General features: G+C 42.4%; 8 protein-coding genes. 2 read left to right on the forward strand and 6 right to left on the reverse strand.

Translation table 11 applies throughout. The features are described 5' to 3' along the window. Window positions 1-4: 4 nt before the first annotated feature. Together CV014_RS04525 and CV014_RS04530 are read right to left on the reverse strand one after the other, a co-directional pair. A complete protein-coding gene (locus CV014_RS04525; RefSeq protein WP_236140923.1) occupies window positions 5-823 on the reverse strand; it encodes a SirB1 family protein in 819 nt (272 codons plus the stop codon). 246 nt (window positions 824-1,069) lie between these two features. Next, complete coding sequence (locus CV014_RS04530; protein ID WP_236140924.1) at window positions 1,070-4,261, reverse strand: efflux RND transporter permease subunit; 3,192 nt, start codon at window positions 4,259-4,261, stop codon at window positions 1,070-1,072. A gap of 9 nt (window positions 4,262-4,270) precedes the next feature. On the opposite strand from CV014_RS04530, the gene CV014_RS04535 reads away from it, so the two are divergent. Beyond that, complete coding sequence (locus CV014_RS04535; RefSeq protein WP_236140925.1) at window positions 4,271-4,462, forward strand: hypothetical protein; 192 nt, start codon at window positions 4,271-4,273, stop codon at window positions 4,460-4,462. Here CV014_RS04535 and CV014_RS04540 read toward each other — a convergent pair. The 3 genes from CV014_RS04540 to CV014_RS04550 all read right to left on the reverse strand — a co-directional run bounded on the left by CV014_RS04540 (window position 4,449) and on the right by CV014_RS04550 (window position 9,775). Further along, on the reverse strand, window positions 4,449-6,002 hold the full coding sequence (locus tag CV014_RS04540) for an efflux RND transporter periplasmic adaptor subunit (RefSeq protein ID WP_236140926.1): 1,554 nt from the start codon (window positions 6,000-6,002) through the stop codon (window positions 4,449-4,451). The genes CV014_RS04535 and CV014_RS04540 overlap by 14 nt on opposite strands. A gap of 162 nt (window positions 6,003-6,164) precedes the next feature. Further along, on the reverse strand, window positions 6,165-6,752 hold the full coding sequence (locus CV014_RS04545; protein ID WP_236140927.1) for a TetR/AcrR family transcriptional regulator: 588 nt from the start codon (window positions 6,750-6,752) through the stop codon (window positions 6,165-6,167). A gap of 215 nt (window positions 6,753-6,967) precedes the next feature. Continuing rightward, on the reverse strand, window positions 6,968-9,775 hold the full coding sequence (locus tag CV014_RS04550; RefSeq protein ID WP_236140928.1) for a hybrid sensor histidine kinase/response regulator: 2,808 nt from the start codon (window positions 9,773-9,775) through the stop codon (window positions 6,968-6,970). A gap of 844 nt (window positions 9,776-10,619) precedes the next feature. Between CV014_RS04550 and CV014_RS04555 the strand changes: the two genes are divergently transcribed. Continuing rightward, window positions 10,620-11,852, forward strand: a complete 1,233-nt coding sequence (locus tag CV014_RS04555) for a serine/threonine-protein kinase (protein ID WP_236140929.1) — start codon at window positions 10,620-10,622, stop codon at window positions 11,850-11,852. A gap of 232 nt (window positions 11,853-12,084) precedes the next feature. Here the strand turns inward: CV014_RS04555 and CV014_RS04560 are convergent, their stop codons facing one another. Beyond that, window positions 12,085-12,867, reverse strand: coding sequence for a transposase (locus tag CV014_RS04560; protein WP_236140930.1), 783 nt, complete (start codon window positions 12,865-12,867; stop codon window positions 12,085-12,087). Window positions 12,868-12,972: the final 105 nt, after the last annotated feature.

Below are 12,972 nucleotides of genomic sequence, written 5' to 3' on the forward strand. Positions count from 1 at the left end.
TCAATTAACTGTCTAAATCACTGAGTAATCGGCGAATCAAAGCTGCATCTTCAGTTTCGGGAGTATTCGTGAGATAGTTTTGCAAGTCTGTTGTTGCTTGAGAATAGTTACCTAGTTGATAATTTAATAAACCGCGATCGCGCACTTCTGAAGCAGCATTGGGAAATAATAGCAAAATCCGTTCTACGACAGCTAGGCTTTTTTCTAATTGTTGTTGTCGCAAATAAATATATTTCAAATTAGCTAACATTCTCGCTAAAAACTGCCGCTTACTGACTGTAGCTAAAAATTCTGGGCGTAAAGGCACATTTTGCTGAAACATCTGATTGATTCTATCTTGACAATCCTGGGCAAACATCACCTCGCCACGATTGAAAGCATCAACAAAAATCTCCATTTCTGGAATCGCCGGACGAATCAGAAAATGTCCTGGCATTCCTACACCTAACATGGGAAAATCTATGCGTCGGGCAATTTCTAAATAAACCAGAGCCATTGTAATCGGAATACCTGTGCGACGGTCAATTACATCATTTAAAAAACTATTACAGGGGTCATAATAATTACTTTGATTCCCGAAGAATCCTAAATCATCATACAGATATTGATTGATAGTTTGAATAACTCGCAATGGATAGCGGGAAGATGGCAAACGTTCTTTTACTTCCTCTGCCATCGTATCCAAAACATTTAAGTATTCTTCTATATCAATGTAAGGATATTCTTCTTTAGCAATATATAAAGCTGCCTTGGCTAAGTCAATATGCTCATCGGAATGCTGGATTTCTTGGTAAAAATATTGTCGAGGTAAAGAGAAGTTCATAAGCAACACCTGATTAGGTAAAAGGCAAAAGGTAAAAGGTAAAATGCAAAAGGCAAAAGGCAAAATTAAAAAGAGAGGAAAGGATTATTTTGCCTTTTTACTTTTTCTGGGATTGGGGATTGGTGATTGGGGATTGGGGGATAGGTAATAAATACTGATAGTGAATTATTTTGATGGCTTTACATGGGTATTATGTAGGATTTTTACATAATTTTTCACCCATCTAAAAGCTGATTTTCTACTGGCTTAATCATCGTTTTTTGTCCCTGAAGCCACGGGTTGTCTATCTAATGAAGTTGCACCAGTGTCTAATGCTGGTTTCTGATTGAAGTTGAGAAAACGTTCAGTCATTGTCTTAATTACAATATACAAGATGGGAACAACAAACAAACTTAAGAAAGTAGCGATTAACATCCCACCAAACACGGCGGTTCCCAAGGACTGGCGACTTCCTGCACCTGCACCTGTAGCAACAGCTAAAGGAAAAATCCCGATGAGTGTAGAAAAAGCCGTCATCAAAATTGGGCGTAAACGTTCTTGAGATGCTTCAATTGCTGCTTTAGTAATACTTAGTCCTTGTTCGCGTAATTGGTTGGCGAATTCCACAATCAAAATTGCGTTTTTACTAGCCAACCCAATCAACATCACTAAACCAATTTGACAGTAAACATCATTAGCAAAACCCCGCATTGATTGGGCTACCAAGGCACCAAAAATTGCCAGAGGTACTGACAAGAGAATGATAATTGGGTCTATATAGTTTTCGTATTGGGCGGCGAGTACCAAAAAGACAAATACTAGTCCCAAACCAAAAATTACAGGTGCTAAACCACCCGATTCTTGTTCTTCTAAGGAAGTACCAGACCATTCATAACCATAACCGGCAGGTAAAACTGCTTGGGCGGATTCTTCCATTTTTTTAATTGCATCCCCAGAACTAAAACCAGGTGCAGCAGAACCGTTAATTTCAATGGAACGAAAGAGATTGTAGTGATTAATTGTTTGCGCCCCCACAATATTGGTAACTTTGACTAAATTACCCAGAGGAATCATTTGATTAGTTTGCGATCGCACATACAATTGTTCGATATCTTTGGGGTTAGCGCGAAACTGTTGGTCTGCTTGCACATACACTCGATAGTTGCGCTGTTGCAAGTTAAAGTCATTCACGTACTGAGAACCTAAAGCCGTCTGTAAGGTACTGAAAATATCACTCACAGAAACTTGCAAGGCTTTGGCTTTGTTGCGGTCTACTTCTACTAATAACTGTGGTGTATTGGCAGCAAAGGTAGTAAATACAGCTTGTAATCCTGGTGTTTGGTTGGCGCGTCCTAGCAATTGTCCCATAGTCTGCACCAAATTCTCTAAACCGCTATTACCTCTGCGGTCTTGCAGTTGGAAGGTAAAACCGCCAAAGTTACCCAAACCTTGAATTCCAGGAGGGTTGACAGGAAAAACTCTGGCTTCGGGAATAGCAAAAAACTTACCTTGCAATTTACCAATGATAGATTGTACTGTTTGGTCGGGGCGGGGACGTTCATCCCAAGGTTTTAAGGTGGTGAAGATAATCCCGCTATTGGCTGTACTCCCACTAAAACCAAAACCACCAACTGCAAAAGTTCCTACTACTTCTGGTAGTTGCAAAATTTCCTTTTCTACCTTAGACATCACATCACTGGTGTATTGCAAAGATACCCCTTGTGGCCCTTGAATAATCGTGATGAAATAACCTTGGTCTTCATCGGGTAAAAAGGCTGTAGGAACTGTGGTGTATAGCCAAACTGTCATCCCCAAGGAAACGACGAATAGACCAATGATAATGCTTTTAATCCGAGTCAGGAAAGTCAGCGATCGCTTGTATCTCTCCCTCACCCAATCCTGAAAATTATTAAACCGATCAAAAATCCACCCCAGCCAACCTGTCGGCTTTTGTCCTTGGCGTAGTAACAACGCGCACAATGACGGTGTCAAAGTCAAAGCTAAAAATGTTGAAATGGCAATAGAAAAGGCGATGGTTAAAGCAAATTGTCGATACAATGCGCCAGTTGTTCCCGGAAAGAACGCCACCGGAACAAACACCGCCATCAATACTAAGGAAGTCGCAATCACAGCACCGAACAGTTCCGCCATCGATTCACTAGCGGCGCGACGGGGTTGAATACCTTTATCTTGAATAAAACGGCTAATTTGCTCCACTACCACAATCGCATCGTCTACCACCATCCCCGATGCTAGTGTTAAACCGAACAAAGTCAAACTATTAATGGAAAAGTTAAAGACTTTGACAAAGGCGAATGTCCCCACCAAAGCCAAAGGAATCGTCAAAGCTGGAATTAAGGTAGTCCGCCAGTCTTGTAAGAACACAAAAATGACTAGCACTACTAAAACTACAGCTTCTATCAAAGTTTTTACGACTTCTGCCAGGGATTCTTCAACGAAACCAGTAGTGTCAAAAGCTACCTGATATTTCATTCCTGGTGGTAAACTCGGAGCTAATCGAGCCATTTCCTCTTTCACTCCCCTAGCTACATCCAAGGCGTTACTACCAGGGACTTGATAAACTCCTAAACCTACTGCCTCTTTGCCACGGAAACGCAAGAATGTATTGTAATTTTCCGCACCTAATTCGGCTCTACCAACATCTTTGAGTTTAACTAAAGTGCCATCACTCTCAGTTTTAATTACCAGTTCTTCAAACTCTGTGACATCTGTGAGTCGGCTAGCTGCACGGACATCGAGTTGATATTGTTGTCCTTTAGGTGCAGGTTCTTGGCCAATTCTCCCTGCACCTACTTGCAAGTTTTGTTCTGACAAGGCACTGGTGACATCTGCTGTAGTTAAACCCCGACTCGCTAAACGATTAGGATCTAACCACAATCGCATAGCATAGCGACGTTCCCCAAAAATTCGCACATCACCCACACCTTTAACTCGTTTTAAGGCATCGGTTAAGTACAGGTCAGCGTAATTACTGAGAAATATGTTGTCATATTCCTGATTATCTGTATACACACCAATCGCCAACAAAATATTATTAGATTGCTTAGTGACTCGCACACCTGTACGCTGCACTACATCCGGTAATTGAGCTTCCGCCACAGAAACACGATTTTGGACATCGACGGCAGCAATGTCTTTATCCCGTGAGGAATCGAAAGTTACGGTGATACTACTAGAACCATCATTACTACTGCTGGAAGTAATATATTTAACACCTTCCACGCCGTTAATTTGCCGTTCTAAGATATTTGTCACACCACTTTCTACTACTTCTGCACTCGCGCCTGTGTAGTTAGCAGCAACGTTGATTTGTGTCGGACTAATATCTGGGAATCGGGCAATAGGTAAGGTGGGAATACTGATGAGTCCCACCAGCAAAATAATAATCGCGCAGACTGTAGAAAAGACTGGCCGCTTAATGAAGAAATCGACGAACATATATGGGGATTGGGGATTGGGGATTGGGGATTGGGGACTGGGGACTGGGGATTGGGGACTTGTACTGAGCTTGTCGAAGTATTGGGGACTGGGGACTGGGGACTTGTACTGAGCTTGTCGAAGTATTGGGGATTGGGAATGAAAGTAAATTCTCCCCTGCCCCCTGCCCCCCTGCCCTTGAAAGCCTCTACTCTGGAATAATGGGTGCGCCGTTACTGAGGTTGAGTATGCCGGAAACTACGATTTTGTCGCCGGGTTTTAGCCCTTCTAGGACTTGATAATTGTTGCCTTCAATCGCTCCTAATTTCACCGGCTTTTGGCTGGCTACTAAAGACGTGCCTCCTGGTTGGGGCTTTTCTGGTGGTTGGGCGACAAAGACGAAGCTTTCTCCACCCAGGCGAGATACGGCGGTGACGGGAATTAATACCCCTGGACGTTCACCCCAAATGACTCTCGCTTGCACTAGTTGGCGATTGAGTAGTTGTCCTGTACCGTTGCTAAAGGTGGCTTTGGCTAGGACTGTTTGGGAATTGGAGTTGGCGTTGGGTTCAATGAAACTAATTCTCCCTGTGGCGGTGGGTTCGCCTTGGGCGTTTAACATCTGTACAGTTAATCCTGTCCGCAATTGTGCGGCTTGGTTGAGGGGAATGGAAATATTCAGTTCTAAAGCACTGTTTCTGGTAAGTGTGGTGAGTTGATCGCCTTTGCTGACAAAGCTACCCACGCGCACAGGAATATCACCAACAATTCCCGTAAACGGTGCGAGAACGTTGGTATAACGTACTTGGACTTCGGCAGCTTTGACTTGGGCGGCGGCTTGGGTAACTTGCGATCGCGCTTGGGCAATTTCTTCGGGACGCGCGCCGTTTTCTAGTTGTCTGAGGTTTTGTCTTTGCTGTTCTAGGGCTGCTGTAAGTTCGGTAATGTCAGAACGGCGGCTTTTGCGTAATTGTTCTAATCTGCGTTGGGCTTCTTGTAAGCTAGCTTCTGCGCTGCGTTGTTCTTTCAAGTATGAATCTAAGGTGTCTTGAGAAACTGCACCCTCTTTTCTCAGTTGTTCGTATCGCTTGGCTCTGGATTTAGCTAAGTCTAATTCCGATTTGGCTGATTCAATTTGTGCCTCGGCTTGAGCAATTTCCTCTGGACGCGCTCCGGCTTGGGCATCTGCTAATCTGGCTTGGGCTTGGGCTACTTGCGCTCTGGCTTGGGCGATTTCTTCGACGCGAGTACCAGCTTTCAGTTCTGCGAGGCGGGCGCGGCTTTGTTCTAGGGATGCTTTGGCTTGTAATAACTGCGCTTGAACATTATCGCTGTCCAAACGAACAATAGCTTGTCCTTCCTGGACGCGATCGCCTTCTCTGACTAAAATCTGACTAACTCTACCTTCCACTTCTGGAGAAATTACCACTGAACGCGGTGCCTCTAAACTCCCCACAAATACGGAGCTTTCCTGTAAATTGCCTGACTCTACTTCCGCCACTTTTACCGGAATTCCCATCGGTTTACCAGCTGCTGTTGCGGATTGTCTATTGGCAGCCATGCTACTTTGCCACCATCTCCAGCCGAAACCCCCACCCAAAATCAGCAAAATCACCCCCACAATTAAAGGCCAACGCGGCTTCTGTCCAGGGGAATTGGAGAGCGATTGATTTTCTGATGAGGGACTGTCAGATTTTTCAGTGCCTTGAGTATCTTGTGTATCTACTGGCACAGAGGAATGAGAGTGTTCTTCATGAGACATATATTGTTACTAGTCCTTCAATCTCAGCTAGAAAAATTACGTAAATCTCTTCTGTTAAGGTGAATCTTTAAAAACTCTATTGATGATTAATATCTGTCGTAGCAATCTGTGATATTACGTTGATACATAGTGGCAAATCTAGAATAAACTTGTCATTTTTCCCTATATCTCTAAGCTACTGACCAATATCTGCACACAGGTTTCAATGTAACAAGCACGACTATAACCCAATGTACCAGTAGCATGACCCCGACGTAATACTCCATACAATAGCATTCCAGTAAAACTATCTACAGCAGCCCGCAAATCTACATCTGTGCGTACTTTTCCCTTCTTCTGAGCTTTTGTAAGATAGGTGACTAGCTGTTCTCGCAGAGCTTGGTCTGCATCGTATAAAATTTGACGAGCTACTTCTGGATTGCGTTTAGCTTCTCCAATAAATGTCCGAATCAAGGCTTCGTGTTCTTCCATCATGCGATTACACAACCGCGCATAATGTCTCAAGTCAATATGTAAATCCTGAGTCCATTCATCCTGATAAGCCAACATTTGTGCCTGTAAAGCCATAGCTTGCTGAATCACAGCCGCTAAAAGTTGCTCCTTCGTTTGAAAATGGCGAAACAAAGTAACTTCATTGACTCCTGCTACCCGCGCAATTTCTCTGGTAGTAGCTCCCGTTAACCCTGCATCAGCAAATACTTCAGTTGCCGCATTGATTAACCGTGACCGAGTGTGCGCTGTTCTTGACATTAAATGATTCATAACATTTATGCAAGCACTTGCTTACAATTGCAAGTAATTGCTTGCATTATATACACATGATTGTAGGATTTGTATCAATTAAGCAAATTAAAGATAAAAATAGCTAAATTTTTGATACGTATTCACCCTGCGAATTTTGGATTTTGGATTTTGGATTGAATTTAAAATTGAATGACTAATGACTAATGACTAATGACTATTGACTATTGACTATTGACCAAATATATCGTCCGTAATAATTCTGGTAGAGTGTAGGGCTTGGGTAAAAACGCTTGCACATCAGAACTAGCCACCTCAGCTAGTTGATCGCTGGATAATAATCCACTAGAAGCAATAATTTTAGCGGTGGGGCTGATTTTTTGTAGTGTGTGGATAGTTGTAATGCCGTCCATGTCTGGCATGACCATATCTACCAGTACCACATTAATCTCGGTTTTGTGCTGAATATATACAGCGATCGCATCCACACCATTATTAGCTGTTAACACCCTGTAGTTATGGTTCAACAGCAATGCTTTAGCCATTTCTCGAATCGATTGTTCATCATCTACCACTAAAATTAATTCCCCATTACCTTTGGGGATATCTTGAGCGGCTGGAGGTTGCGATTGTTGACCTGTAACGGCTGGTAGATATACCTGAAATTGACTCCCATTCCCTACTGTAGTTTCGACATTGATAAATCCGCCGTGACTTTTGATGATACCAATTACCGTTGATAATCCTAATCCCGTTCCCTTACCGATTTCTTTGGTAGTAAAAAATGGCTCAAACATTCTCTCCAATATCTCAGGAGAAATACCCATACCTGTATCTGTGACAGCCAGCATCACATAACAACCCACTTCGGCTTCTGGATATTTCTGCACAGATAATTCATCGATGAAAATATTTGTCGCCAAGATTTGCAAACAACCACCGTTAGGCATAGCATCACGAGCATTAATGCACAAGTTCATGATTACTTGGTTGAGTTGCGTGGCATCACCACTGATTGTCCACAGTTCTGGAGCGATATGGGTGGAAAATTCTATAGATTTAGGAAAAGTCTGTTGAATGATGTGCTGGATTTCCGAAATTATGTGCTTAACCTGAATAATCATGCGTTTTCCTGATACACCTCTGGAAAACGACAATACTTGTTTGATTAATGCGGCTCCTCGCTTAACGTTGCTATCGAGCATTTTGAGTAATTGTCGGCTTTGTTGATCAGATAATTTTTTTTCCAATAATTCTAATGACATGGATATGGGAGACAGCACATTATTTAAGTCATGGGCAATACCACTAGCCAATGTGCCGATGCTTTCTAGCCTTTGGGCGCGGAGAAACTGTTGTTCGATTTGTTTTTTCTCTGTAATGTCGGTATTGGTGACTAAAATGGATTTTGGCTGTCCTTGATCATCACGGACGAGAGTCCAACGGCTAGCAACGGTGATTTTTCTACCGTCTTGGGTAACTTGAAGCAGTTCACCTTGCCAAGCACCTTGATGAGTCAGTGCGGGTTGAATTTCTTTGGCTAGCAGTGCGGTTTCATCTGGGTGAAATAAGAGTTGGATGGCATTTTGGCCGATCACAGTTGCGGCTGTCCAACCGTATAAATGTTTAGCACTTTCATTCCAAAATGAAATGCGATTTTCTAAATCCTGGACGAAAATTGCGTCAGTGGAAATATCAATTAAGGTAGCCTGTTCGTGAATTTTTGCGTCTGCTTGCTTGCGTTGGGTGATATCTTCTGCAATCCCCGCATAGCGATAGATTTTCCCTTTGGTGTCGCGGATGGGAAAACAGCGATCGCGTATCCAGCGAATTTCACCATCTGGGCGGATAATGCGATACTCTAGCTCAAAGCTATCTTGGGAATTGACGATGACAGTCTTGATTTTATCTAAATCTGCTGGATGGACAAAATTAAAAAATGACTGGGGATTCTCAAATATCTGAGTGGCAGATCCTCCAAATATCCGAGTATAAGCTTGACTGATATACAATATCTGAAACTGATCACTAGCTCTCATCCAGAAGATGGCATCAATATTTTCTGCTAGCTGACGGAAGCGTTCTTCACTTTCTTTGAGGGCAATTTCCACTTGTTTGCGCTCAGTAATATCTTGCATAGCGCAGAGTGCATAGACTGTCTGCCCTTGTTCGTTATAAATTGGTGTACTGACTACTTCGAGGGCGATCGCACAATTACCTTGCACCAAAACCAGATCATCGATTGTTAATGTTTCTCCCGCTAAAGCGCGGACAACTGGCAGTTCATCTGTAGGATAAAGCTGTTCAGTTGAGCCTCGATACAGGTGATAAGCTTGGGAAATTTCCGCAATTGTGGCTGCTCGCGCTCCATCATCACCAGCTAGTTGCGCGGCAATGGAATTGGCGTAGACAATTTTGCCAGTCGTGTCGTGCAGAGCCACACCAATGGGAAGGGCGTTTAATATTTGTGCTAGTTGATTTTCCCGTTCTTTAATTTGGGTGTACAGTTGGGCATGAGCTAGAGCGATCGCTGTTTGTCCTGATAAAGTTTCTATCAGTGCCAAGTGATATCCACTAAAAGGTGTGTCTTCCTGTTTTTCTAGATAAAGTAGGCCTTCGAGCTGCCCTTGATTGACCAGTGGTACACATAGCAGAGATTGGGATTTATGATATTGAATATCAGCAATTGTTGTAAATGTATCTATGGGAGTTACATTGTTTAAAACAATACTTGTCTGTGTTGCGGCTACTTGATGGATGATACTTTGAGATAAATAATTAGCAATTGGGAGAGACTGCAATAAACTATTAATGCTAATTTCTCCTAATTGTAACTGCCCAGCAGCTTCAATCACCCATTCCCCACCTTTCTCCATCACTAAAAAGCCAACGTCCGCCTCAGTATGCTCCATGAATATGTAGATTAAGTTTGGGAGTAAATCAGACAGCACAAGTTCACCTGCAATTGCTTGTGATAGTTGTACTACTGTAGTGATATCTAAGGCAGACTCTTGGTAACTATTGACACTCATAGCGCAGGCAACAAGGAACAGGTTTACTGGTCAATGACTATTTTTGAAACATTTTGCCTCATTTACCTGCAATTTGCCTGAATTTACTCCTGCAAACTCTCTTTGAGGGATTTTCTACTCTAATAGCGATCGCATTTACAGGTAAGAGCTTTTCTCTATCAATTATGAATTATTTATAAATTAATACAGATTACAAACGATAGCTGATGCAATGAAAGTTGAGGATATCTTTGTTTCTGGCTTTTTGTCAATTGATCAGCATTTTCGCCTGATTCAGCAACATCGGCTGGGCAGTCCCTTGGTATAAGGAATCAGACAATATCTATATCTATTCATCCGCGTTTATCCGCGTTTATCTGCGTTTAATTGCATTTCACTATAATGCACAAATTTAGCCTCGCCACGCTAATACATATACTGACGCACCTTACCAAACCCTGAATATAAGATAATTTTTCTCATGTTCCCTAAACGACTAGAGACACAGAATATCACACCCCTACAAATACCTATAGATAAATGTAGGGTGCGTCAGTGTGAAAAAACCTAATTACACAACGAAAATATTCATACTGACGCACCTTAGCAACCCTATCAACACAGAACACCTTGGTAACTTTCATATAGGAGACAGATTTAGAGAGCAATACAGTTCAGAGCAGCCCAAAATCCTCATGTAGAGGCGCGATTTATCGCCTCTTCAACAACCAATCAATCATCTACACCAATACCCTTAACTGAACCGTATTGATTTAGAGAGAGTTTTTCCAGGTACGCTGAAAATTCCTAAATAGACCCCTAAACTGATGATTTAATATACTAGAAAAAACTCTAACCATCACCTATGCAAATTTGGACACCCAATCAAAACATCCAAAACCAACGCTTCACCATTCAAAAAGTCATAGGTAGTGGTGGTTACGGTATCACCTACAGCGCAATAGAACAACGCACAGGTAAAACATTTGTCCTCAAAACCCTGAATCATCTGCAACAAACGAAGCCAGACTTTCCCGAACAACAACAAAAATTTGTCCAAGAAGCCTTTCGGTTAGCTAAATGTCATCATCCCCATATTGTCGAAGTTCATGACGTATTTCAAGAAAATCAACTGTGGGTGATGGTGATGGAATACATTGATGGACAGGATTTAGCAGAATATATTGATCAACAGGGTAAATTGTCAGAGCATGAGGCGTTATGCTACGTCGAGCAGGTAGGTAACGCTTTAGAATATATCCACCAGAGAGGTTTTTTACATCGAGATGTTAAACCCAATAATATTTTGCTGCGACGCACCACCAAAGAAGCAGTATTAATTGACTTTGGTTTAGCCCGTGAATTTACTACGGGTAGAACAGGAAGCATGACTAGTGCTAAGACAGAAGGTTATGCACCCCTTGAACAGTATGAACGACGGGGGAATTTTGGTACTTACACGGATGTTTACGCTTTAGCAGCCACCCTGTATAGTTTGTTAACAGGAGAAGTTCCTTTTCCAGCTAATTTTCGCAAGACTGGTATCCCTTTACCGCCACCACAGCAATTTAACTCCCAGATTAGTGATAGGGTGAATGGGGCGATTCTTCAAGGGATGGCATTACAACCGCAAGAACGTACTCCCACAGTCTTAGAATTTCGGAAAAATTTAGGTTTGGTTAGTAGTGGCGATCCAGAAGTACAATTAAAGTCATCTGTGGGGATGGACTACCGCCAACTGCGTGACTTACTCGCTGCTGGGAAGTGGTATGAAGCAGATGAGGAAACGGCACGGGTAATGTTAGCGGTGGCACAACGGGAAAAAGAAGGTTGGTTACGAGTAGAAGACATTGATAATTTTCCCTGTGAAGACCTCCGCATCATTGACCAGTTATGGGTAAAATACAGCAATGGGCGGTTTGGGTTTTCTGTTCAAAAGCGCATTTATCAAAGTTTGGGGGGAACGAGAGAGTACAACAAGGAGATTTGGCAAGCCTTTGGCGACAAGGTAGGATGGCGGAAAGGAGGAGACTGGTTGTACTACAGGGATATTACGTTTGATATAACAGCACCAGAAGCACACCTCCCTGGGGGGTGATAGAGATTGGGTGTTTGGGTGGGCGGATGGGGGTTTTGGTGGTGGTTTTTGGTGGTTGGGGGGGTGGGGGTTGGGGTTTGGGGGTTTTTGGGGGTCTCTTCTCTCGCGTCGAGACTTGTAGACTGTAACATATTGTTATTAACTTACAGAGAATTATTAACTTTTATGAATAGGCGATTTCTCACGAAGTCTTGCGGGTTCTGGGTTTTCGATACCTGGCACTGCGTTCTTTTCATTCTGGCCCTTCTTTTTGTAGTACATTATCCTTAGCTATAGGGTTAGGGTTATAACAATTCGCTTTAACAAACTTAGACGCTACCCGTTCAATTTCCTCATTATTCATTTCCCAATCATCCCAAGGTAACTTCAACTGTCCCGGTGAACACTTTTTACCTTTACCTTTAGGTTTCATCCCTGCCAATAACCGACTTCCCCAACGATGTCGTTTTTCCGGTTTAGGTTGGGGACGGTATTTTTTGCAAAACCCTCGATATTTAGCCGCACATTCATCTAAAGTCTTCCCCAGAGACAAAAACGCCGGATGCCAAGTTGTGATACCATCATCACCTAAGCGATCATGAACACCATAATTACTAAAGTCATAAAAAAATCCTTGCTGTATCCCCGCCGCCTTCGGGTTAGCATGAATATAACGCAAAGTATTTAAAGCCCGTTTTTTATCTGTATTCTCAAACCCTGTACTGTGATAACGCTTTTCCCAAAAATGTCCTGTACGGTTGAGCATTTGGTTAAAACACATAGCAGTATACCAATTTAACCAGTGCATAATTTTGGGTACATCTTCAGGTTCGCGCGGTTCGATGAGATAATGAATGTGATTACTCATAATGCACAAACCATACAATTTAAACTGGTATTTATCTATAGCCTTTTTGATGGCATAAAGTAAAACTTGACGACATTCCCACCTGGTTAAACGGAACTCACGATTATTACATCTAATAGTGATGTGGTAAGAATATCCTGCCTGAAATTGTCTTATTTGTCTGGACATATAAAACTAAATGTAGGTTGGTTTGACGTAAGGAAACCCAACACCAAAGTCCATAATGCAATAAGAATTTATTTAAAATTAGATATCAATGTTGGGTTTCGCTCC

Source organism: Nostoc sp. CMAA1605 (assembly GCF_021596505.1).
Classification (GTDB): Bacteria; Cyanobacteriota; Cyanobacteriia; order Cyanobacteriales; family Nostocaceae; genus Trichormus.